This is a genomic window from Bacillus ndiopicus, from assembly GCF_000612805.1.
Classification (GTDB): Bacteria; Bacillota; Bacilli; order Bacillales_A; family Planococcaceae; genus Metasolibacillus; species Metasolibacillus ndiopicus.
In genome coordinates this window covers 203,673-228,244 of record NZ_HG964406.1, presented here as the reverse complement: position 1 = coordinate 228,244, position 24,572 = coordinate 203,673, and the positions used below count along the sequence as shown (strand labels likewise).

Here is a 24,572-nt window from a genome sequence, read left to right as displayed (position 1 = left end):
GAATTGCGTATGCAACGGTTTATTGATAATCAGTTAGGAGACAACAGTGTATCCAAGGAAGAGATTGAACGTGAATACCAAATTTCACCTGAAAAAGGAGAAATGCAAAAGGAATACATTCGTGTTATCCTTGAATATGAAAAGCGAGAAGAGCAATATAAAAACTTTATTCTTGAATTGAGAAAAGCAGCGTCAATAGAAACTTATCTATAATTTAATATGAAATTAAATCGATCCTTCCAATTTTTTAGGAGGGATCTTTTATTGTATTTTTTGAAAATACCTTATTATGTAAGGGATTCAAAAGAGCTTCTAGCTATGAATAAGAAAAAACCCCAGCCGTACATGGAATTTAGGTTCAGTCAACCTACTTCGTACGAAAGGGGATCAAAATGGATAGTAAAAGTTTAATACACAACATGAAATTGTAAGTATCACATCTTCTTTGCGAAAAAAGAAAGGTAAGGACAAATCAACGCAGATCTACTAGTTTCGATATTTAGCTATAGTAGGTTACATTACGAAAAATGAATTGCATTATATAATACTCAGTGAGCATCGAACCGACTTCCTAACTACCTAAACCTCCCCCTCACACCTCCCCCGACTCCAACAATAAAACCCAAACTGAACTACAAAAAACACAACCAACACAACTCCAAGCCTCTCCATATAATCCCATATATTGGGAAAGCTAGAAAATAACAAATAAAAATAATAAGAACCAATAGCAACACTTAAAAAGAACGGAGTAAAGAATAAAATCCTCAATTCATTTCGGATTAGCTTCTTTTTCTCTTTTGTACGTAGACCAATGCGTTCCAAAGATTGCATGTACTCTTTTTGTGCAGGTAGGTCAGTGAGCACCTTGTAAAAGAGAATGATGCCGCTTGCTAGGACGAATAGGATGCCGACGAAGCTTGAGATGAATAGGGTTAAGCCTGTGCGTTGGAAGTCTGTTTCGAGTTCCATTTCCTTGGAAATAGGGGCGTATTGCCATGGAATTTCGTCGACTTTATTTTTTTCTTTTAAGTTTTCTTCAAAGGCTTGTGCTTCGGCTTTGCTTACATTTTGCTTTAGCTTGTGTGCAGTGAATACTTCACCTTGGTAGAGGCTTGGGTCATCTACTACTAGAATTTGTGTTAAGTTAAAGCCAAAGAGCGTTAGGTTTGTGACAGACCGTGAGATATACTGGACATCTTTTAATTCTTTGTCGCCCCACATTATTGGTGTGATAAATGGCTCGCGATTTGCCTCGTTTGTAATAAGTGCGGGTGTTGATATGCTTTCTTGCATATATTTTTCGTATTGTTCTTTTGAGACAACAGCGATTTGTTCAGGGCTGCGCCATTCACCGTTGAATTGTCGTGTAAGTGATTGCATTACAAAGTCAAAGGTTTCACTTTGTTCATCGAGTCCCTGCCATTCGTCTGATGTGATGTACATATAGGAGTATGGATTGCTTAAATCGTTTATTTCTTCTGTTGTTGCGTACAGTGTATAGGCAAGACCTATAAAGACAATGGAGCCTCCTAGCATAATCATGACAAGATATAGCGTTGTTTGGAAGGCGCGTAGGCGATGTGTGACATTAGAAAGTGTCAGGACATGGCGTTGGTAAACAGAAGGGAATTTCTCCAATAACCGTTTTACAACTAAAATACCCGCACCGATAATGAAATATGGCGTGATTAAAGTGAAGGCGATAGCTATCTTTAGTAATATTTCTTGTCTATTTTCCATTGCATATGGAATTGCCCATAAGCTTGCGATAAATAAAATGATGCTCGTCAGCCCTAATAAATAGCTGCCCTTTGTTGTGTCCTTTAGCATTTTAGCGCGAATTAATTGGACGAGTGATACACGCTTTATATAAATGGCGCTAAGGAAAAAGGTTACGATGATAATAGTTAAAAATATAGCGATTGTGATGCCAAAAGATTGTACATTCAATTGAAATGTTAATTTGGGAATACGCACAAATTGCTGGAAGCCTAAATAAAATAGCTTGCCAAGTACAATGCCTGATAATAGGCCTGTTATTAATGAGATGCCTGTAATAATGGCTTGCTCAAAGCTAAGTAGGCGCAGGAGCTGTTTTGATGTCATACCTAATGTAATATAGGTGCCAAATTCCTGACCTCGATATTTAAGAAAGGATATCGTGGCATAGGTAATAAAAATTGCTGAAAATGCGGCAATCATAACGAGCGCAAGCTGTAAGTTTTGATAAAAAGGCGTTGGTTCTAGTGCTGTAATGACTGCTTGGTTATACAGTAAGCTAGCAAATAAAAAGAGCAGCATAACAATTAGCGCGTAGACAAAGTAAATTGAGACATATTTGCGTGCATGAAATAGCATGTTTTTCTTCATTATGCTTTGAAAGTTCATCGTACCGCACCACCAATAGCACTTTGAGCCTCTAAAATTCGATCAAAAAATTGCAGGCGGTCGCCGTTTGATACAATGGTCATTTCCACCTTGCCATCTTTAATAAAAATGATTTTTTTACAGAATGAAGCAGTAAAGGCGTCATGTGTTACCATAACAATTGTATTTTGTCGTTCATCATTTAAGCGCTGAAGCATCAACATTAAATCATTTGCTGACTTGGAGTCTAAGTTTCCTGTTGGCTCGTCTGCAAAAATAACAGCAGGCTCTGTAATCAAGGCTCGTGCCGCTGCCACGCGCTGCTTTTGGCCACCCGAAATTTGCGCAGGTGCATTTCCGGCTATTTCTGCAATATTTAAGTATTCCATTAGTTCCTGTGTTTTTTGCTCGACTATTTTAGGGTTTCTTCGATCTAAAATAAGTGGTAGCCCAATATTTTCTTTGACGGAGATGCTGTCTAGTAAATTAAAATCCTGAAAAATATAGCCGACATGTCCTCTGCGGAATTGGGCCATTCGATCTTTTGATAGCTTTGTAATGTCGGTGTTCGCAATCGTAATTTCTCCTGCTGTAACAGGCTCAATTCCTGCAAGCATATTTAAAAGGGTCGTTTTTCCCGAGCCTGAAGGTCCCATAATGCCAATAAATTCTCCTGCTTCGATAGTTAATGAAATACCATCCACCGCTTTGACGATTGCTGCGCCACGAAAGGCTTGGTAATGCTTAGTTAGTTGTTTGACTGAAATCATAATTATTAACTCCTTTCGCATTTAGCTTATCGCAAAGTCTCACTTACACCTATTGAATTTCGTGACCTTATCTTTCAATTTCGAAAGATAACATAGCAATCGTGCCATTTTCTGATGTAATGTGGAGCTGATGATGCAATTTATCAGCAATCTGCTTTGCCAAAAATAATCCGATACCAGAGGAGTTATGATGACGTCGCCCGTTGTGTCCTGTAAAAAAGGGTTCAAAGATGCGTGGTAAATCCTCTTTCGAAATACCGATTCCTTTATCCTTGATATAAAGGCGTTTGCCCTCATTGTAAATCGTAATAGTCTGTCCCTTTTCACTATATTTGACCGCATTCGTCAGAAGCTGTGTAATCAAAAATTTACACCACTTTTCATCTGTATAAATGACTTCCTCTGTTAGAGAAACTTTTGGGAAAACTCCTTCATAAATAAAGAGCGTTTTATTTTCCTTTAGCACAGCATCAAGCACCGTTTGTAGGCTTGTTTGCTTTGCGACATAATCCTGTGCAAAGTCAGCAAGGCGCAGCATTTGTAAGCATTGCTCTAAATTATGTGCCATTTGCCCATTTTCTCTAATAATATCCTCTTTCGCTTGTGGGTTTTGACTATCACTAGCTAACTGAATTACATTTACCGAAACCTTTAAATTATGAATCCATTGTGAAAGGATGGCGAGCTGCTCTTCGGTTTGTAAACTTTGCTGATTCAAATCATTACGATATTTATGGTGAACCTCCTGCAAAGCTTGAATCGCCAGTTGAGGATTTTCTACTATCATGCCTGCTTTAGCGCTTGCTACGTCCTGTTCGAATTGTAGGAGTTTAATCGCCCGTATAACAAGCGCAATGACTAACAAAAAGCTACTTAAAACAAAGGGATACCAAGCTTCATGAAATGTCCCATATAGATAAAAATAAAGTGTAAGTAATGCTGTATTCGCGAAATAAAGCAAAATAAACCATTTACTATCCTGCCATAGGCGGTGTAAAAACATAGCCTATCCCTCTTTTCGTTACAAATGCATCAATAATATGTAAGTCCTTTAACCGCTGCTTTAAGCGAGTCATATTAACTGAAAGTGTATTATCATCAACAAAATGCCCATCATCCCAAAGCTCTGATAGTAAATCCTCTCTCGTTATAACGGTGTTAGGCTTTTGCATAAATACTTTCATTAATTTAAATTCATTTTTACTTAGCTCTACCTCTTTTGCATTGTAGGAGAGCACCATTTTGTCACAGTTTAAAATGAGGTTATCAATTGTAAATTGTGCCGTTTGAGGTGTTGCTCTGCGTAGTACCGCCTCAATTTTAGCAAGCAAAATCCCCATGCTAAAGGGCTTCGTTATATAATCATCCGCCCCTTGCGTAATACCACGAATTTGCTCAGATTCATCGCTTCTTGCCGATAAAATAATCAAAGGTGTTGCCATACGCTTACGTAGGATTTTTGTATAGAAAAAGCCATCATATTGCGGCAAGTTAATGTCCAATAAAATTAAGTCAGGCTGAAGTTCTTCAATTTGTGTCAGCACATCACCAAGCTCATCAATTAGGTAAACGGTGTAATGGTCTGCTTCTAAATATTCCTTTATATACTTTTTTAGCATTATATCATCTTCAACGATTGCAATTTTTGTCATAGTTTCACCTCGAATAAAAATATTATTTTGATATTTTCGACCAACTGCTCATTTGCATCGTTATCTAAATAGAGAGGAGTGAAGAGATGAATGAGGAGAAAATCGATACCTTAATGAAGGAGCATAGTGCGCTATTATTTCGACTTGCTTATTATTATACAAAAAATTTACATACAGCAGAGGATATTGTTCAAGATGTTTTTATTAAATATTTTCACAAGGGAGTAGCGCTAGAAGGGGAGGCGGCACAGCGTTATTTAATAAAAATGACAGTCAATCGAGCGAAGGATTATTTAAAGAGCTGGCATTATCAAAAGCTGTTGCTTCAAGAAAAATGGTTCTCCAAAAAGAATGTAACGCCGATTGATAAGTTAGTTGTACGGGATGAGGAGCAAATGATTAGCGAGGCGATTTTAGGCTTGCCTATCAAGCAGCGTGAAGTAATTGCGCATTATTATTTAGAGGGCTTTACAGTGAGAGAAACTGCGGAGCTATTACAATTAGCAGAAAGCACAGTAAAATCGCGTCTTGTCAAAGGGCGAGAGCAATTGAAAAAGAACTTACACGAGACGGAATGGGAGGTGTTAAAGGATGGCGAGTTTTAGATTAAAGGAGCTAAAAGATACGAAAAAGCATGAGGACAATATTCGACGCTATGTGAAGGCGAATATGTATAAGAGCCAAAAGAAAAATCGCCTTATTCCTATTTTAACTATACTCGTCAGTGTAGCCGTTTTATTTTTTATTGTGAATATAGCGAGTCCCTCTAAGATAGTGAATCGTTCTTCCTCCGAGCAGCTATTGTATAATGTTTTTGAAAAGACGCGCGGTGAAGGAGTTGCATATAGCGAGTTTTTTAAGCCATTTGATCAGCAAGATTTACGGCAATTAACCTACTATAAGCCTGTGTCACTGAGTGAATTTTTAAGGGCGAATGGTTTATCGCTGTCGCAGCTACCAAAGCCATTTCATGCTAATGATGGCGAAGTGATTGCAGTACAAGATGCAATGCACACAGAGTTACAACTTCACTTTAAAAGTGGCGAGACATTTTTAAATATTTCCATGGCAAAGGATTTTATGAATCCATTATTTCATGAGGAATTACAAAATGTAGAAAGCGATACGGTTGGTAATAAAATAACCATGCTTGAATTAGCAGACGAAATACCACTTTTTTTATTAACAAGAACAACGGACAGTGCATTAGTGTATAGGTACTACGGCTATGATAAGGAAAGAAATCGCATTCATCTTATTGCAACAGCAGCGGATGAGTTTTACACGTATTATAACGGAATCATCTATCATATCGGCTATTCAGGTGCTGTGAACGAAGAGGAAATGATTGCGTTTGTTAAGGATTTTATCCTCCATAATACAATCCAACAGCTTGATTTTATGAAGAAGTATGAAAAAAAATGGGGCTCTTCGCTGCAAGCTAAACTAATTGCTGTAAGTACATTTGTGTTAATTTTTATAGCAGCACTTTACTACATTGTAAGACGTAAAAGTAAAAAAATAAAAGTAATGACATTTGGCATTAGCTCTTTATTTATTATTACCCCATTAGTGAGTTGGGTTATCGCAATGACAGTTGCATCGTATGAAGGGGATGGCTTTGCAGGTGTCGCTATGCTGATGTTGACCTTACCAATAGGGTGGGTTTTATCACTTGCTCTTATTATTTATGGAGTCGTTCTTTTTGTAAAGGATAAGAAGAAAATTTAAACCATATAAAACTTGTAGGATAAGAAGGTATATGCTAAAATGAAAATAATTTCATAGCTTATCAAGAGAGATTGAGGGATTTGGCCCGATGACATCTCAGCAACCAGCTGCTTGCAGTATGGTGCTAAATCCAATAGGCGACAGCCTTAAAGATGAGCGTAAACGATTAGTAGGAATCGAAGCTCTCTTTATAAAAAGAGGGCTTTTTTTACATTTTACAGAAAGCAGGGATGCACAATGACAGATGATTTATTGCAGGCGATTGAATTGTTAAAAAAGAAGAAATGGGTGGATTTAACGCATACCTTTGGGCCGGATTCTCCGCATTTTTTCATGTTTGAGGATGCAAAGTTTGAAACGCTGTTTTCACATGAGGATGGCTTTTTCGCTCAGCAATTTTCATTCCCAGGTCAATACGGGACGCATATCGATCCGCCGATTCATTTTGTGCGTGATACGCGCTATTTAGATGAATTGGATTTAAAGGAGCTTGTATTACCGCTTGTTGTTATTGATAAATCCAAGGAGGCGGAGGATAATAATGATTTCGCTTTAAGTGTACAGGATATTTTAGCATTTGAGGCTGAGCATGGTGAGATTGAGGCGGGTACATTTGTTGCGCTGCGCACGGATTGGAGTAAGCGTTGGCCTGATAAGGAGGCGTTTAATAACAAGGATGAGGAAGGAAATAATCATATTCCTGGCTGGGGCTTTGAGGCGCTACAGTTTTTATTTAAAGAGCGCAAAGTTAGCGCGGTAGGACATGAAACATTCGATACGGACTCCGCTGCGGATTTCCGTAAAAACGGTAAGCTAGAAGGTGAATATTTCGTGCTTGAGCAAGATACGTATCAAATTGAGCTATTAACAAATTTAGATCAGCTTCCAGCAAAGGGTGCGGTTATTTTTAATATCGTACCAAAGCCTGAAAAAGCATCGGGATTCCCAGTGCGTTCATTTGCAATTTTGCCTTAATAAGTTAAAAAGCAATGATTCGCTCGCAAGAATCGTAAGTTCGCTCATTAAAATATAATTTTCGCTCGCAAGATTGAGCAGAGTGAGGCGCATGACATCAAGTTGGAAATTTTGATATCATGCGTTTTTCGTTTTCAAACATCTGCTGCGCTATGGGAACAAAAATTTCAGCGTCAATGGAATGAGGCTGCTGTTGAAAAGTTTTATACAGAATTTGAGCCATCTTTAATAACTACCTTATCTGAATACACAGAGCCAATCTCAGAAGTAATTGAAACGGTTGAAAAATTAAGAGAGCAAGGTTTAAAAATTGGCTCTACAACAGGCTATACACAATCGATGATGGATGTTGTGGTGCCAAATGCTAAGGCAAAGGGTTATGCACCAGATTATTACGTAACACCTGATAATACGAATTCGTTTGAGCGACCATATCCATATATGATTTATCGAAATATCGAAAAATTAAAGTTAACTGCCACATGGAAGGTCGTTAAAGTAGGCGATACAATCTCAGATATAAAGGAAGCAGTGAATGCTGGCGTGTGGGCAGTCGGTGTTGTTATTGGCAGCTCGGAAATGAGCCTAAGCTTAACTGAGTTTCATGCCTTATCCGAACACGAAAAAGAACAACGAATTACTAAAATAAAGCAGACATATTTTCAGAACGGTGCAGATTTCACGATACGCTCAATGAGTGAGCTTCCGCCATTAATTGAAAAAATTAACGGACTTATTGCTGAGGGGAAAAAACCGTATTCAAAAGAGCCCTATTAAATTTAGGGCTCAAGCAGGCTATTCACCAATATAATAGGAAACAATACTTAGATAATCTTTTGGCTTTGGAATATCCAGCGAAACACGTAGACAATTTTTATTTTCCATATATTTTTTCACTAATTCATTTTGAATTCCGTATTGCTTGTTGATATTTTCTTTGCCTCCATCCGCACGTAGCAAATGAACAGGTCCTTCACATTCATTTACCGCTCGTAAAAAGCCATTGATATTTTTAAAGATATCCAATTTCAACATTGCATACCCTCCACTCTATAATGTAGGTGACAGCTATCACCTTTGTAGTATCATTATAGTGTGTTTTTTCAATATGAAATATTTTATTACTGCCGATTTATATCATTATCCTGCCATTTTCGGCGATATTCTAATGGTGTACAGCCTATATATTCACGGAAGGTTTTACCAAAGTAGCTGCTACTTCCAAGGCCGCAAGCTTGACTAATAAAGGTAATTGATTCGTTGCCTTTAGCTAGCATATAACAAGCCATTTGCAAACGGTAGCTTCGAACATATTCGATAGGGGTCATATTCAGACAAGCATGGAATATTCGAAAGCATTCACGTTCACTACAAAAAGCAGCAGCGGCAATATTTGTAACGGAAATCTTTTCAGCGTAATGCTCATGTATATAGATCATCATTAGCTTTATCTTGTCATTCGATTTATCGTAGCTACCCATTTTATCTAACAGTGGAAGAGCAATATTAAAAATTTGAAACCATATATCCGATAGTACGGAATTCAGTTTTATTTCATAGCCAAGCTCGTTTACAGATAGATGAAAGGATTCTCGGATTGTATTTAACAACTGTGATTGTGCTAAATCGTCTGGAGATAGAGCGATGACTTCTATTTGTGGAGCCGCGATAATGGGTGTTATATATTTTTGCTCTATCCGACTTCCTTGTTGGCCTCCTATAAAAGAAGTATCAAAAATATGCAATAGCTGAACGTTTTTGTCTAATTCGCTTTGCGCGCTTGTTCTATGGAGTACATTGGAATTAATCATTCCACCTGAGCCAGCTGGAAATATGGTCTTGCCTTTTGGCGTATAATACTCCAGTACACCGCTTTCTACATAAAATAATTCTACAGGCTTATGCCAATGCCAAGGAACAGAACGTCCTATAAATTGATCCAATTCAACACGTGATGCAATATATGGAAAATCGGGTGCGTAATTTGGTAGTCGTTCCTCCTTACTTCCGATATGAAATTCTATGCTCGAAATATTTTTCAACCTGAATTCACTTCCTTTCGAATTTAATCATATCAAGAGAGAGAAAGCATAAGAAATTTTACGATGAATGGTTTATCATTAATAATAAACATAAAAGGGCTGGTGGGCACAATGAAAAATACGATAGATTTAATAATCGGCACATATCAAAAAGCGGATACTAAAGCGCTAGAAATAATCACTTTAGATACACAGTCAGTGGAAATACAGCACAAAACAGCAATCAAAGGCATTAATTCGCCTTCTTTTATCGCTGTCTACCAATCATATATTTTTGCTGTAAGTGAAGAAGATGATGGTTATGTGTGTAGTTATCGCTATGACAGCAAGCAGCAACAATTAATAGAGTTAAGCCGCCAATCTACTCATGGTGCTGCACCGTGCTATGTACTATATGATGCTGATAAAAGGGCGTTATATGTAACCAATTATGTATCTGGTTCAATCGCGGTTTTTGCAGTAAATGAACAGTTCGAAATTGAGCCTTGCAAGCAAGTGCTTCAGCATACGGGAAGTAGCATCAATAAGGAACGACAAGAGGCTGCGCACGCACATTCAATTGAAATTTTGCCCTTTGCGTCAGATTTTAAAATCGTACAAGATTTAGGCTGCGATACGATTACCTTATATTTGACTACAAAAGACGGTATGCTAACGCACATTAATACTTTTCAAATGCCATTAGGAAGCGGCCCGCGCCATGTCGCTTTTCATAAAGAACATAAGCTCGTTTACGTCTTAAGTGAATTAAGCTCAACAGTAGATGTATTACAATTCGATGAAAGTGAGCAAACATTCAAGCTTATTCAATCGATTTCCACATTACCTAAAGATTTTTCAGCTGAAAGCACAGGTGCAGATATCCATGTATCACCTTCAGGTAAATACTTATTCACATCAAATAGAGGGCATGATAGTATCGCCGTATTTACTATTTCTGAGCGAGGACAATTAACGTGGAGTCACTATATACAAACAGGAGGAGAAACACCCCGGAACTTCTCAGTTATCTCAGAAGAATTGATTATGATTGGTAACCAAAATTCCAATAAAATTACACTTGTGAAAATGAATGATAGCGGTTTGTTGGAATTACAAAACACAGAATATGCCATAGAAAAACCTGTATGTCTAAAGGTAATAAAGTGAGGTATTCGGCCATTTAGTAAATAGGGATTGTCCAAAAAGCGGCACGTTAGCCTGCCTTTTGAACAACCCTTTTTTTGTTCACTTATTCACCTTGCACCCGATATTTATTCCGATATTGTAATGGTGCAAGGTGATAATTTTTGCGAAATAGCTCCACAAAATAACTCACTTGGTTAAAGCCAGCCTCCTCGCTAATTTCAGAAATTGATTTGTTTGTATGGAGAATTAAGCCTTGAGCTATATACAATCGGTGTTTGTTAACAAATTTAATTGGCGACAGACGCGTATATTTTTGAAATAGCTGATTACATGCATTTTTATTAATTAATGCACAGCTTGCTAAGTCATTTACAGTAATGCTGTTTTGATAATTTTCCTGCACAAATTGCAGCATTTGATTGAAAAGTGCAATTTCATTTTCTTCATTATTTTTCATCGCCACATCGTAGTGTGTGAGTAAATGCTCAATAAGCGTCGTTAAAAAAGCTACGACTGAAAAGAAATTGGGCTTTTTATCGTTTATCCATTCAGACATCTTCGTTTTTTGCTCTAGCGACAGTGGCAGTAAATAGTAGGCAAAAGGATTTTTATTGAAAAACGGCTGCACATGGGCTGATAACAGCTTTGGGTGTAAAAAGTCTAAATTGAAGTTCATGCATAGCACATTCGCATTTTGATTGATTGTTTTAGAGCTATGAAGCTGTCTATTGTTTATAAGTAAAAGTGAGTTTTCTGTAATCGTGATGATTTTATTATTAATTTGATATTCGAGTGAGCCTTGATACACCCAAATAATTTGCAGCGCATTATGCCAATGAATGGGGATATAATCCGAGCGCAAATGATGATAGGCTTGCGTGAATATAGCAATTTCATAATCATCAAAATCGTATTTAATTTGCTCCTCTAAATCCTCCGTCAATTTAATTTCAAAGGTTGTACCATCTAAAATATTTTGCGCAACGGGCTTTGAGTTTCCCATCCACTTTCAGCTCCTTTTCGTTCAAATCTGATAAAAATAATCGCGAAATTTATAGAAAGAATATTTTGAATACATGTATAGTAGCTGTAATAGCAATATTGTAGCGCATTCAAGAATAGGTGTTAAGCATTTTGTATTTGGGTGAAACATGATAAAGTGAACCTTCAATCAGTGGGGGTTTTACAGCCTATTAATACGAGATAAAAAAGGGGGAAGCACAATGACATACAATTTAAATGACGGAGCAACTCGCGTAATTCAAGATTTAAAGGAGCTTGCATTGTTAACATCGGATGGAGGGGGAGCACAGCGCGTAGCATGGACTGCATTTTGGCAAACGGCACGCGATTGGTATAAGCAAAAAGCTGAGGCACTTGGGGCGGAGGTTTCGAAAGATAGCGCGGGAAATGTTTGGACAAAGGTTGAAGGGGAAAGTACAGAGGCCATTGTAATAGGTAGCCATTTAGACAGCGTGCCAAACGGTGGCTGGCTTGATGGGGCACTCGGCGTATTGGCCGGACTTGAGGCATTGAGGCGTTATACAATCGATGGCAAGAAACCAAAGAAAACACTTTATGTTGTAGATTGGGCAGATGAGGAGGGGGCTCGCTACGGCTATAGCTGTTTAGGTTCTTCGGCGGTTAGTGGCTCTTTAAATGTAGATGAGCTAATAGGGCGTGTTGATTTAAACGGTGTTGCATTTGAAGAGGCACTAACAGAATTTCAAGTAAGACCAGAAAAAATGCTGCATGCACATCAGGAATTTTTAAAAAGAAATATTAAAGGGTATTTAGAGCTGCATATTGAGCAAGGGCCTATTTTAGAAAAGGAACAAAAGGACGCAGCCTGTGTATTTGGAGCAGCAGGAGTAGAGCGTCATTATATTGACTTTTTAGGACAGGCTGCTCATGCTGGCTCGTTCCCAGTGCCTATGCGTCAGGATGCATTTTTAGCTGCTGCTGAGGCTGCATTAGAATTTAGAGAAATTGCATTAAAATATAATGCGGTTTGTACAGTTGGCCAAGTACAGGTGCAGCCAGATGTTGTCACAATTGTACCAGGGAAATGTACAATTTCCTTAGATATGCGAACAATTGATGCGGCTGATTTGCAAAAAATGTACGAGGAAGCGCAAGCCGTTACAGAAAAAATAGCAAGTGCTAATGGCGTTTCGGTTGGCTGGCGAAAAATTTATTCTGTTGCACCGCAATTATTCGATAATCAGTTGATTCGTTTATGTGAGCAGGCAGTAGAAGAGGAAACAGGTGAAGCAACGAAAATGTACTCTGGTCCCCTACATGATGCAGTTGAGATGGCTAAGGTTGTGCCAACTGTGATGATGTTTACAATGTCAGAGGGCGGTTTATCGCATACAAAGGAAGAGCACACACCTGAGCCTAAATTGCAAGTTGGCATTCGAGCGTTTTTAAGATTGGTTCATCATGTAATGGATTGTGCATTTTAAATTAAGACCTGTTGCACCAAATAAAAATACAACAATCTTGAGGTGGTTTTATGCAAATTAAGGATTTTATGATTAATCAAAGCTTACAAGAGCTAACCCACCATCGTACTGTTGGCTTACCGATTGCGTGCTATGAAACAATGATTAAGAAAAATATACATGGCTATATCCCACTTCATTGGCATGAGGAATTTCAATTTATTTTAGTTGTGAAAGGGGAAGCAATTTTTCAAGTTAATGAAGAGCAGCTTGTGATACGACAAGGAGAAGGGCTATTTATCAATAGTGGTTGCTTGCATATGGCGAAAGAGAAGAAACAATCAAATTGTGTTTATGTTTGTTTGAATGTCTCTCCGCATTTTATTTTATCACAGGAGCTCTACACAATTTATGTAGTTCCTTATATGCAAGCAACGAATCTATCTTATGTATTTCTAAAGGCGAATGAGCTATGGGGGGCAAATATTTTAGATGCTATTTTACAAATAAAGCAGCTAACTGAATTAAAGCCCCAGCATTTTGAATTTGAAATCACTATTCAGCTTACAAATATTTGGAAAAACTTAATTATTAACGGCTTTCAACCAGAATACGTTCAGACAGAAATGGTCAAGAATCAACGAATGAAGCAAATGTTAAGCTGGATACATTTACATTATGCCGAGAAAATTTCGTTGGAGGATATTGCGAAAGTAGGGCATTTAAGTCGCTCTGAATGCTGTAGATACTTCAAGCGAATTTTAAATACAACACCATTAAATTATGTGGTGGATTATCGTATTCAAAAAAGTATAACACTTTTGCACCAAGCAGAATGTAATATTACAGAGATAGCCTTTCAAGTTGGCTTTAATAGCACAAGTTATTTTATTGAGAAATTTAGAAAATCGATGAGCATGACACCGCTAGTATATAAAAAATATAAAGTAGAAAGCTGTTAATTAGAGTAAGGTCAATTATGCCCTGGTTTATTCGGTATTAACTTAAAATAGTATGATTGCCAAGTTGTAAAATCGTTATATTTTTATTTATTCTTTCCATCCCGAAATCCTTTAGATATTGAGGTTACTTTTTCCTTCAAAAAAATAACCTCAATATATTTATAAAATTGAATAATAACCTGATATATTCTGAATTGCCGAAATATTAGAATATCGACAAGGAGGAACAAACAACATAATGCAATTTAATTGATTAAAAGGGGATGGAAGAATGGAATTATTAAATAAAATAAATGATTTTTTATGGGGATCTTTTATAGCTTATCTACTACTTGGGGTTGGGGTGTTCTACACTATCCGTTTAGGTGTTCCACAATTAAGGCATTTCGGACATGCATTGAAGTGCATGAAGAAAAATTTAAAAGGTAAGGATGGCAATATTTCCGGTTTTGCTACTTTATGTGCTGCAATAGGGGGACAAGTTGGTACAGGTAGTTTAGTAGGTGTTGCAAGTGCCTTAGCTGCTGGAGGGCCAGGGGCAATTTTTTGGATGTGGATGACAGCATTGCTAGGAATGGTTATTACATTTGCGGAAACAGTGCTAGGACAACTATTTCGTGAAAAAATTGAGGATGGTACTTATCGTGGAGGACCTGCTCACTATATCGAAAAAGGCCTTAAAAATAAAGTATTAGCTATGATTATGGCTATTTGTTATATATTTGCAATTGGTTTATTTATCGCATCGATTCAAACGAACTCTATAGCCACATCATTCACTGGCGTAGTCGATATTCATCCGATTATCCCTGGGATTGGCGTTGTTGTACTTACTGCAATTGTGATTATAGGTGGCGTAAAGCGACTTGTTGATTTCTCTACATTAATCGTTCCTTTTATGGCGATCGCATTTATTGCTATTACATTATTTATTGTTGTAACGAATATCACGCAGCTTCCAGCGGTTTTAGCATTAATTTTCAAAAGTGCATTTACTGGTCATGCAGTGATTGGTGGGGCAATTGGACATACGGTAATGGAAGCATTCCGTCATGGGATTGCACGCGGTTTATTCTCTAACGATGCAGGGAACGGGGTAGCTGGTACAATGCACGCCGCTGCAGATGTTAAACATCCTGTTGAACAATCATTTTTAGCAATGCTAGGTACATTTATTACAACTTGTATTATTTGTTCATGTACAGCATTTGCATTACTTATGACAGATGTTCTTGGCACAGGCTTAACAGGAATTAATCTTTTACAAGAAGCATTTTTTGTTGCATTAGGCTCTGCTGGTAAATGGGTTGTCTTCGCTGCAATGTTCTTATTCGGATTTACTACACTGCTAGCAGATATATTTTACGGGGAAACAAATATTAGATATGTATTCAAAAAAAATGCGATGCCTGTAATTTGGTTTTACCGAATCGTCGCAGCGATTGTCCTAATCCTTAGCTCTGTCATTCCACTTACGACAATTTGGGCTACAGTAGACTTTATGTTAGCGATTATTGTATTTATTAATGTCTTTGCATTGTTTGGTTTATTCAAATATGTACGCTATGCATATAAAAACTATATGCATCAATTAAATAGCGGGGTAGAAGAACCCGAATGGAATAAAGAGCTAGATGTTACAAAAATTAATCTTTCGAATATTGACGAAGCAACTAAATAATTAGAAAATTGAGATTATAATTGGTGGAGAGGAGAAAATAATGAACAATTTTGATTTAAAACAACAATTAGTAGAATGGCGACATCATTTGCATAAATACCCTGAAACAGCATTCGAGGAAGTGAAAACATCAGCCTATATAGCACAGGAACTTAAAAATATGGGCTTAGACGTTCACGAAAATATTGGTGGTACGGGTGTTGTGGCAAACCTAGTTGTTGGGGACGGAAAAGGTGTCATTGGATTACGAGCTGATATGGATGCATTAAATTTAACTGAGGTGAAGGAGCTTTCATATCGCTCTTTGCACCAAGGAAAAATGCATGCATGTGGGCATGATGGTCATATGACAACATTACTAGGTGCGGCTAAATTGCTTTCTGCTACAAAAAACTTTAATGGAACTGTCCGTTTTATTTTCCAGCCTGCTGAAGAAATCGGCAAAGGCGCTATAGCGATGATGGAGGATCAGCTATTTGAACGCTTCCCAGTAGATGAGATTTATGGTCTGCATAATATGCCAGGGTTACCAGTCGGGACAATACAGACTCGACCAGGGCCTATTATGGCTAGTGAAGATAACTTTGTTATTCGCATTAAAGGAAAGGGCTGTCATGCATCTAGCCCACATATGGGAATTGATCCTTTAGTAATTGCGGCTGAAATTATTCTTGCATTGCAAACAATTGTCGCTCGCAATGTGAATCCAAATGATACAGCAGTTGTTTCTTGTACCGAAATACATACAGATGGAATTCGCAATGCGATTCCTTCTAATGTAGAAATTAAAGGTGATACGAGAAGCTTTACGCCGGAAGTACAAAAGCTGCTTGAAGAAAGAATGAGAAGCATCTGTGAAGGAATTTGTGCGATGCACGGTGCTGAATGTGAATTTGAGTACACACATGAATTTTCGCCAACTATCAATGAGGCTAGTTGTACAGAGGCTGCAATTGAAGCAGCTAAAAACATTGTAGGAAATGACAAGACAAATGGTAACTGTGAGCCATTTATGGCATCCGAGGATTTTGCCAAGTTTTTAGAAAAAGTACCAGGCTGCTTCGTATTTCTTGGTGGTAAGGTTGAGAATGAGGAAATCATACCATTGCACAATGCACTCTATGATTATAATGACAGTATATTAGAAACAGGTGCCGAGTTTTTTGCGGAAGTTGTTAAGCTTCGTCTGGGAGGGAATTAAGATGAAATTAATAAAATATGATCGTAAGAAAAACCCTAGCACAAGCATTGACTTTTTAGGGCTAAAGGAAGCTCAAAAGGTACAAGCATTTCATCAAAGCTTTCCACAATATGAACTAACTCCTTTAGCTGTTTTGGATAATTTAGCGAAAGAGCTAAATGTAAGTAAGCTATTTGTGAAGGATGAATCTTATCGATTTGGTTTAAATGCATTTAAAGCTTTAGGTGGTTCCTATGCGATTGGACAATATTTAGCTAAGAAATTAAATATTAATCCAGATGAGTTAACTTACGAAAAGCTTGTTTCACCAGAAGTGAAGGAGCAATTAGGTGAGCTAACATTTATTACTGCAACAGATGGCAATCATGGTAGAGGGGTTGCTTGGACAGCGAAACAATTGAAGCAAAACTCAGTAGTCTATATGCCTAAAGGGTCTTCAGAGGAAAGATTGAATCACATTAAAAACTTGGGATCAAATGCATCTATTACAGATGTTAACTATGATGATACTGTTCGTCTAGCTGCTGAACATGCTGAACAGAACAATTGGGTACTCGTACAAGATACAGCATGGGAAAACTACGAGGAAATTCCAAAAAATATTATGCAGGGCTATATCACAATGGTAGTAGAGGCATATGAACAGCTAAAGGAATTGGATGAAAAGCCTACACATATTTTTATCCAAGCTGGTGTTGGCTCAATGGCAGCAGCAGTTCAAGGCTTCTTTGCAGATGTTTATGGTGAGGAGCGCCCAATTACTGTTGTGGTAGAACCAGACAAGGCTGACTGCATATTTAAAACAGCTGAAGCAAACGACGGCAAGCTTCATTATGTAAAAGGTGATATGGATACAATTATGGCAGGGCTAGCATGTGGAGAACCAAGCACATTAGGATGGAAAATTTTAAATGACTATGCAGATGCATTCCTTTCATGCCCTGATAGCATTGCTGCACAAGGGATGAGAGTTTTAGCAGCACCGATTAAGGATGATGTACAAGTGATTTCAGGAGAATCAGGAGCTGTTGGCATAGGAGCTGTTAGTGAAATGTTAAGAAGAAGTGAGTACGCAAATTTAAAGCAGCAGTTAAAAATAGATTCTAATTCAAAGATATTATTCTTTAGCACAGAAGGTGATACGGACGCGGAGCATTTCAAAAAGGTTGTGTGGGATGGAGCGTATTCAGTTAATTAAATTGAAAAACCTATGAACGATTATTGTTATTACTAAATACCTATAAAAAAGATGCTTTTAAAATACATCTTTTTTATAGTATGATTGTCTCGAAGGGATATAGAAAAGGAGAAATTGCTATGAATCTACGTAATTCACTAACTTTCCAACTAGGGACAATTATTGCTGGTATTTTAGTAGTAATGTTATGTATTAGTTCATTTGCCACATATATCACTGCTTATAATAAAATATATGAGGCAGCGGGGATAGAAGCTTATGGTTGCGCTAATATAACTACAGGCTTGATTGCTGCTGAAGATGTAGAGCAGGCTTTAAATGGTAATGATGCGAAAAAGCAAGAAATGAGCGAGGCGTTGAACTGGACAACAGCACATAAAAGTATTTTTCAAACACAGTATATTTTAACGCTTGAAGGGACTTTGCTAGCACTTGATCAGCATCTTGCACAGGACGGATTTAAAATTGGTGATTCATTTTATATAGATAAAAAGGCTATAAATACTTTATTGCAGGAAAAGCATCCAACATATTCCGAAATTTACACTTCAGGTGGCATGGAGCGTTTATCAGGCTATGCCCCAATTTTCAAGGATCATGATTCTACGAAAGAAATTATCGCAATTAGCGTAATTGATTTTGACGCAAATATTGTTAAGGAACGTACATGGGATGTAGTGCGTAGCGGTATTTTAATTAGTATTTTCCCAATGCTTTTAGCGTCGATTATTACAGGTTTCTTAATTCGCCGCAAAGTAAGACCAATTAGCGTTTTAATTCATCAGGCAAAGGAAATTGCAAACGGCAATTTAGCTGTTGAAAAAACGTCTATTAAAAACCACGATGAAGTAGGCGATTTAGCCCTAACTTTGAATCAAATGACGGACAACTTACAAAGCATGATTTTAACAATGCGTCAGACATCACATACGCTATCTAATAATGCCGAGAAATCTGCAACTACATTGGACAGCATGACAAATACGATGCAAGATGTAGCTGATGATATTAGCGAGGTCACAGGCTCAATTACTGGTGGTATGCACCATGCGGAAAAGGCAAGTGATGCACTTGTTGATTTAGCGAAAGAACTACAAACGATGAAAGTAAAGGCGGATTATACTGTAGAAAATTCGCACACTACATTGCAAATTGCACGAGATGGCGAGCAGCGAGCATTAGAAATTAACAATGATATCGCACTTATTCAAAAAGGCTCTGATGAAGTAAGTCAAACAGTCGAAAATTTAGTTGCCTCTGCAACAAAAATCCAAGCAATTACAACAACGATTAATGAAATTGCTGCCCAAACCAATTTATTAGCGCTCAACGCATCAATTGAGTCGGCACGGGCAGGCGAGCATGGCAAAGGCTTTGCAATTGTCGCAGAGGAAGTAAGAAAGCTAGCTGAGCAATCAAATCGTGAAGTGTCGCAAGTTGAAAAATTAGTACAGGATATTATGGTAAATATCGAGCATGTTATTGCATCATCAAAGGACAATACGAAATATATTGAAAAAGGAACTGAAACTGTAAAGCTTACAACAGAGTCTTTACATGCGATTTCGCAGGCTGTGGAGAAAACGGTTGAGGAAATTATTCATATGTCTTCGATGATGACAGCAGAAGCAGAAAAATCAGAGCATGTCGTACAAATGATTCAACATTTAACAGCCTCTATAGGGGAAATTGAGCATACAATGAACAGTTTAACAAATGCTACCCAGCAAACAACAGATAGCATTGACGAAGTTGCGCGTAGTTCAAACGAAACAAACGAAATGGCCCATACTTTAAATGAGCATGTAAAAGCGTTTACATTGAAGTAATAGAGGAAATAAAGCCGCAAATACAAAACTGTTAAGTATATTGACGAGCTCAAGGAGTTATTGGGTAAATAATAAGTAATAAAGTCACCTCTCAGAAAAGAGGTGACTTTTATAATATGGGGAAGTCTTTCTTAAAGTTTCCAAATATAATAATTTGCACTATTAAACCCATATTTTGAATTCGAGATATTATCTTGTGGAAAGTAATTTGAAGTGATAAACTTATTAAACGAATTTTAAAATTCAGAATAAAAGGAGCGATTTAAGAAATGGCTAAAATGAAGAAAAGTATAGCAACGCTTAGTATTGCGGTATTGATTTTTGCGACAAGTATTTTCTTTACGCAAGCATCAGTAAAGGCACAAGAAGAAAAGGATATACATATTACGCTTCTTGCTACATCAGATATTCATGGTCGTTCTATGCCTTGGGATTACGCGACGGATGGACCAAATTTAACTGGTAGCTTAACACAATTATATACAATTATCAAAGATATTCGTAAAGAGAATCCCAACACAATTTTGTTGGAGAACGGTGATTTAATTCAGGATAATTCTGCTGAATTGTTCAATGATCAACCACAATCTCCAATGATGGTCGCTGTAAATGAAATGGGCTACGAAGCTTGGACATATGGTAACCATGAATTCAATTTCGGCTTAGATGTACTAGATAAGGTTTCTAGTCAATTCAACGGAGCAAGACTTGCCGGCAATGTTTATAAAGAAAATGGTGAACGCTATTTACCAGCATATACAATTATTGAACGTGAAGGTGTTAAAATTGGGGTTATCGGGATGGTAACGCCGCTAATTACAGAATATGAAAAGGGCACAAATCATCTTGATGGATTAGTTGTCAAAAATCCAGTAGAGGAAACGAAAAAGGCAGTTAAAGAATTAGAAGGTAAAGTAGATGTTATGATTGGCCTTATGCATATGGGCTTAGAAAATGAAAACGGTGTGGCAGGAACAGGTGTGAAAGAAATGGCTATTGCTGTTCCAGAGCTAGCTGCTATTTTTGCAGGTCATAATCATGTGCTTATTAACAAAGAAGAAGTTAACGGAATTATTATCACAGAGCCTAATCGATACGGAACGCATATTTCACGCATCGATTTAACGTTTACGCGCCAAGGTGAGCAATTAACATTAAAAGAAAAAGATGCATCAACGATTCCTGTAAAGAATGAAGATGGCACATTTGTTGAATCAGACAAAGGACTTGAAGAAATATTAAAGCCATATCATGACTTTGCACGCGCAGATGCTAATATCGAAATAGCACAATTAAAAGGAACAAACCTTGTTCCGAAAAACGAAATTAATGGCATTCCTACTGTACACATTCAAGAAACGCCTCTATCAGATTTCTTCCATGAGGTAATGCTACATTATAGTAAGGCAGATGTAGTAGCGCATCAGATTGATAATGATAAAGCAGCATTAGATGTGGGACCTATTAAGAAAAAGGACATTGCCTATAATTATCAATTTGCTGGTGGAGAAGTATCTGTTTATGAAGTAACTGGACAAGACTTAAAGGATTATATGGAATGGGCAGTTGGTTATTTTAATAGTACTCGCGATGGAGATGTGACGGTTAGCTTTGATAAAACTAGACGTTCATCTAAATATAGTACGAATGACTATTTTGGTAATGTAAAATACGATATTGATTTAACGGAGCAACCAGGCAACAGAATAAAAAATCTTTCTAAATTAGATGGAACGCCAATTAAGATGAAAGATCATTTAAAGCTTGGTATGAATGCTTATAGAATGGACTTCCTTGTATCAAAAGGTCAAGCACTTGAAGGACGTAAATTTAATATGATTTGGTCTTCTAAAGAAGAAAGTACTTATGGAGAAACAGGTGGGACAATTCGCAATCTAGCAATCCGCTATTTGAAAGAAGAAAAGAAAGGCGTTTATGAGCCAGTTATCCAAAACAACTGGAAAATTGTTGGGGTTGATACAAAAGCGCCAGCTCGTGCAGCAGTTGTTGAGTTAGTTAATAAAGGTATTTTATCAATTCCTACATCAGAAGATGGAAAATACACAAATATCGCATCAATTAATGTGAAGGATTCTATTACACAGCAGGAAATTGAGCAATTAGCAGCAAAGGCAAGTGTAGATGCAAGCCAATTTGTTGGTGTAAAAACAACAGGGGAATTTTATCAGCAGCTAGTAAATGTGCTGAATGCTCCTGAAGCTGGGCAAGGAACAGAGGAAGAAGCAGAGAAGCCAGTAGAAAAGCCTGTAGAAAAACCAGCGAATCCAAGTAAACCAACACCAGAAAAGCCACAGCCAGAAAAATCAAAACCTACTGTGACTCAGCCAAAATCAACAAAAGGTGTCGTTACAGCTTATCACTTAAACGTTCGTTCAAAACCGTCAAGCGCAGCGAAAGTATATGGGACGATTTCAAAAAACACTGAAATTACGATTTTAGGCAAAGAAAACGGCTGGTATAAAATTTCTTATAAAGGCAAAACAGGCTATGTTTATAGCAAGTATGTAAAAGTTAAAAATAAGTAATCATGAAGGAAGCGACCAATTCTGAAATTGGTTGCTTTTCTTATAGTATTTTGAAGTTTTTCTTAAATAGGTAACCTAATGTATTATAAGAATAGGTATAATAAACTAAAACAACTAGCGGAGGCAATTATGGCAGACATTAAATATGAAATTATTGAGCATATCGGTGTTCTTTCAGAATCAGCAAAGGGCTGGAAAAAAGAATTAAACCGCATTAGCTGGAACGGCAACGCACCAAAATACGATATTCGCGAATGGGCACCAGAGCATGAGAAGATGGGCAAGGGTATAACATTATCGGAGGATGAGGTACAGGCTTTAAAGAAGCTATTAAATAAGTAATTCATTAATGAGGTAGGAGAGGTGGCTTTTTAAATTTGATTATTTCTTGACATTATATTTGTGTAAAACCTATTAAAACTGAAATACTTAAGTAAGTTAAGTATAAGAATACTAGCTATTCTTATGATGATATAAGAGGAGTGAATTAAGTGGATAAAGCTGAAATCCAATCCTATTTATACGATAAAATTAATGATTACTCTAAAAGAGAAAACCAAAATAAGCATCTTTTTCAATATATCATGTATGTATATCCCTATATATATCAAGGGAAAACGCATTGGTTTTTAACGCATTTAATTGAAATCTTAGCCTATATTGATGAATATGTTAAAGATTATTCAAAAATTACAATCGATAAAATAGAAACTATTGGAAAAAATAATCCGGAGCAAATATTTCAAATATTAGGTGAAGTGTTGGCTCTATATAATTTAATGAACATGCCTGGAGCAGATAAATCTACAATTGAATTAGAGCCTAAGTCATATAAAGGAGCCAAAAATCCAGAGTTCAGGATGAAGTTAAATGATGAATGGTTTGCGATTGAAGTAAAAACACCTGATTTAACACCATTTAAGGAAATAAGACATAATGGAATTCAAATCACTTCACGGTTGAAACAAAGTGAAATTGAAATTTTAAAAGAAAAGAGAGAAATCGTATTTAGTAAGGATTTGAAAATACAGTATTATTTAGAGAATGCTAATGAGAAGTTTGTAGCGTATAAACAAAATGCAATGTATAAGGACGATAAAACAATTTTAATTATTGTTTGGGACGATTTTATAAATGAATGTGTAAGTACTTTAGTGAACCCACATTCAGGTCTATTAACTAAAGAGAGTTTTTATATAGAGAGTAATTTTCAAAATGTTGATGCAGTAATGGTCTTTAGACATTCGCATCATTTGCAGCATTTATTTTATTTTGGTGAGCTTCTAAGCTATAGGCTTGGGGATGGTCCAAGTCGAAATGTATTTGATTTGAGCGAGTATTCTATTACAGCAGGTGTTTATTGTAAAAATCCATTTTCAAGCAAAAATATTTTGTATGATTTTTTGGATATTGCCTATCCGATTAGCGAGGAAGAAATTTCTGTAAATTTTGTTGCTGAATATCAACCTACAGATATTATTGATTGGACAATAGCTTTAGGAATCAGTGGTTTAAGCTATTGTTCAGAGGAACTGCGATATAAAATAATTAACTTATTCAAAGAAAATCGAGAATTTAAATTAAAAAACTCAAAAATAACAGCAGATTTAAGTGTCATATCATTAAAGAGAATTATAGAAGACGCTTCAGATGAGGAAGAGGCTTTAAAGCATGTTAAACAAATTATTAAATTAAGTGAAAGAGGGGGTATGTTGAATATACCTAGAATAGAAAGCGATTGGAATCTAATTAACACGATTAATGCTAATGTGAAAAAACGTTTTAATAAATTTAAAGGTCAAAGATTAGATTCTAGTTGTATGTGTAACTCAGGTCAAAAATATTATGATTGCTGTTACAAAAAATTAAGATACTTTAAATTTACTAAATACTATACACCATAACTGTTATTGTAAAAGAAAAAATAGATTATAGGGACTTAATAGTTAATAAATGTATCACCTCTTGTTTAAAAGTACATAATTATTGAATGAAAGATAAATAAAGGGACATAGGAGCTACAGCAAAGAGTAGCTTTTG

22 protein-coding genes and 1 riboswitch are annotated in these 24,572 nt (G+C 36.7%); of the genes, 15 read left to right on the top strand and 7 right to left on the bottom strand.

What is annotated here, in order from left to right; all coding sequences use genetic code 11:
• Positions 1-9: 9 nt before the first annotated feature.
• The gene (locus TY13_RS12495; protein ID WP_042476447.1) at positions 10-213 is read left to right on the top strand and encodes a hypothetical protein; all 204 of its coding nucleotides are present in this window, start codon (positions 10-12) and stop codon (positions 211-213) included.
• Positions 214-579: 366 nt separating this feature from the next.
• On the opposite strand, the gene TY13_RS12490 is transcribed toward TY13_RS12495, so the two are convergent.
• The 4 genes from TY13_RS12490 to TY13_RS12475 form a co-directional block, all read right to left on the bottom strand.
• On the bottom strand, positions 580-2,391 hold the full coding sequence (locus TY13_RS12490) for an FtsX-like permease family protein (RefSeq protein ID WP_042476443.1): 1,812 nt from the start codon (positions 2,389-2,391) through the stop codon (positions 580-582).
• Entirely contained in the window at positions 2,388-3,140 is a 753-nt protein-coding gene (locus tag TY13_RS12485; RefSeq protein ID WP_230199436.1) for an ABC transporter ATP-binding protein, read from the bottom strand. Before TY13_RS12485 ends, TY13_RS12490 begins: the two co-directional genes overlap by 4 nt.
• A 67-nt stretch (positions 3,141-3,207) precedes the next feature.
• Positions 3,208-4,143, bottom strand: a complete 936-nt coding sequence (locus tag TY13_RS12480; protein ID WP_042476440.1) for a sensor histidine kinase — start codon at positions 4,141-4,143, stop codon at positions 3,208-3,210.
• Entirely contained in the window at positions 4,115-4,792 is a 678-nt protein-coding gene (locus TY13_RS12475) for a response regulator transcription factor (RefSeq protein ID WP_042476437.1), read from the bottom strand. The genes TY13_RS12480 and TY13_RS12475 overlap by 29 nt, the downstream gene beginning before the upstream one ends.
• An 86-nt stretch (positions 4,793-4,878) precedes the next feature.
• Here TY13_RS12475 and TY13_RS12470 point away from each other — a divergent pair, with 86 nt between their 5' ends.
• The 4 genes from TY13_RS12470 to phnX all read left to right on the top strand — a co-directional run bounded on the left by TY13_RS12470 (position 4,879) and on the right by phnX (position 8,275).
• Complete coding sequence (locus tag TY13_RS12470) at positions 4,879-5,397, top strand: RNA polymerase sigma factor (RefSeq protein ID WP_042476435.1); 519 nt, start codon at positions 4,879-4,881, stop codon at positions 5,395-5,397.
• Positions 5,384-6,523, top strand: coding sequence for a hypothetical protein (locus TY13_RS12465; protein ID WP_042476432.1), 1,140 nt, complete (start codon positions 5,384-5,386; stop codon positions 6,521-6,523). The genes TY13_RS12470 and TY13_RS12465 overlap by 14 nt, the downstream gene beginning before the upstream one ends.
• 55 nt (positions 6,524-6,578) lie before the next feature.
• A riboswitch (SAM riboswitch) is annotated at positions 6,579-6,682 on the top strand.
• A gap of 78 nt (positions 6,683-6,760) precedes the next feature.
• Positions 6,761-7,498 carry a cyclase family protein gene (locus TY13_RS12460; protein WP_042476430.1) on the top strand — a complete coding sequence of 246 codons (738 nt, stop codon included), beginning with the start codon at positions 6,761-6,763 and terminating at the stop codon, positions 7,496-7,498.
• A 102-nt stretch (positions 7,499-7,600) separates the two neighbouring features.
• Entirely contained in the window at positions 7,601-8,275 is a 675-nt protein-coding gene (phnX, locus tag TY13_RS12455; protein WP_052344328.1) for a phosphonoacetaldehyde hydrolase, read from the top strand.
• An 18-nt stretch (positions 8,276-8,293) separates the two neighbouring features.
• Here phnX and TY13_RS12450 read toward each other — a convergent pair whose 3' ends face one another.
• Together TY13_RS12450 and TY13_RS12445 are read right to left on the bottom strand one after the other, a co-directional pair.
• The gene (locus TY13_RS12450) at positions 8,294-8,533 is read right to left on the bottom strand and encodes a hypothetical protein (RefSeq protein ID WP_042476426.1); all 240 of its coding nucleotides are present in this window, start codon (positions 8,531-8,533) and stop codon (positions 8,294-8,296) included.
• A gap of 86 nt (positions 8,534-8,619) precedes the next feature.
• Positions 8,620-9,540, bottom strand: a complete 921-nt coding sequence (locus TY13_RS12445) for an AraC family transcriptional regulator (RefSeq protein ID WP_042476422.1) — start codon at positions 9,538-9,540, stop codon at positions 8,620-8,622.
• Positions 9,541-9,651: 111 nt separating this feature from the next.
• Here TY13_RS12445 and TY13_RS12440 point away from each other — a divergent pair, with 111 nt between their 5' ends.
• A complete protein-coding gene (locus tag TY13_RS12440; RefSeq protein ID WP_042476419.1) occupies positions 9,652-10,689 on the top strand; it encodes a lactonase family protein in 1,038 nt (345 codons plus the stop codon).
• Positions 10,690-10,771: 82 nt separating this feature from the next.
• Here TY13_RS12440 and TY13_RS19870 read toward each other — a convergent pair whose 3' ends face one another.
• Positions 10,772-11,671, bottom strand: coding sequence for a helix-turn-helix domain-containing protein (locus TY13_RS19870; RefSeq protein WP_052344327.1), 900 nt, complete (start codon positions 11,669-11,671; stop codon positions 10,772-10,774).
• A 220-nt stretch (positions 11,672-11,891) separates the two neighbouring features.
• On the opposite strand from TY13_RS19870, the gene TY13_RS12430 reads away from it, so the two are divergent.
• From TY13_RS12430 to TY13_RS12390, 9 genes are all read left to right on the top strand, one after another.
• Positions 11,892-13,136, top strand: coding sequence for a hydantoinase/carbamoylase family amidase (locus TY13_RS12430; RefSeq protein ID WP_042476416.1), 1,245 nt, complete (start codon positions 11,892-11,894; stop codon positions 13,134-13,136).
• Positions 13,137-13,186: 50 nt separating this feature from the next.
• Positions 13,187-14,077: an AraC family transcriptional regulator gene (locus TY13_RS12425; RefSeq protein ID WP_042476415.1), complete on the top strand. Its 891-nt coding sequence runs from the start codon at positions 13,187-13,189 to the stop codon at positions 14,075-14,077.
• Between the two features lie 271 nt (positions 14,078-14,348).
• Positions 14,349-15,758, top strand: coding sequence for an alanine/glycine:cation symporter family protein (locus tag TY13_RS12420; RefSeq protein ID WP_042476411.1), 1,410 nt, complete (start codon positions 14,349-14,351; stop codon positions 15,756-15,758).
• Positions 15,759-15,798: 40 nt separating this feature from the next.
• A complete protein-coding gene (locus TY13_RS12415; RefSeq protein ID WP_042476408.1) occupies positions 15,799-16,959 on the top strand; it encodes a M20 aminoacylase family protein in 1,161 nt (386 codons plus the stop codon).
• Position 16,960: 1 nt separating this feature from the next.
• Positions 16,961-18,157 carry a diaminopropionate ammonia-lyase gene (gene dpaL / locus TY13_RS12410; RefSeq protein ID WP_042476397.1) on the top strand — a complete coding sequence of 399 codons (1,197 nt, stop codon included), beginning with the start codon at positions 16,961-16,963 and terminating at the stop codon, positions 18,155-18,157.
• Between the two features lie 119 nt (positions 18,158-18,276).
• A complete protein-coding gene (locus TY13_RS12405) occupies positions 18,277-19,986 on the top strand; it encodes a methyl-accepting chemotaxis protein (RefSeq protein WP_042476394.1) in 1,710 nt (569 codons plus the stop codon).
• A 269-nt stretch (positions 19,987-20,255) separates the two neighbouring features.
• Positions 20,256-22,532 carry a 5'-nucleotidase C-terminal domain-containing protein gene (locus TY13_RS12400; protein WP_042476392.1) on the top strand — a complete coding sequence of 759 codons (2,277 nt, stop codon included), beginning with the start codon at positions 20,256-20,258 and terminating at the stop codon, positions 22,530-22,532.
• Between the two features lie 129 nt (positions 22,533-22,661).
• Positions 22,662-22,874 carry a YdbC family protein gene (locus tag TY13_RS12395; protein ID WP_042476389.1) on the top strand — a complete coding sequence of 71 codons (213 nt, stop codon included), beginning with the start codon at positions 22,662-22,664 and terminating at the stop codon, positions 22,872-22,874.
• Between the two features lie 149 nt (positions 22,875-23,023).
• Positions 23,024-24,436 carry a hypothetical protein gene (locus tag TY13_RS12390; protein ID WP_042476386.1) on the top strand — a complete coding sequence of 471 codons (1,413 nt, stop codon included), beginning with the start codon at positions 23,024-23,026 and terminating at the stop codon, positions 24,434-24,436.
• Positions 24,437-24,572 lie beyond the last annotated feature (136 nt).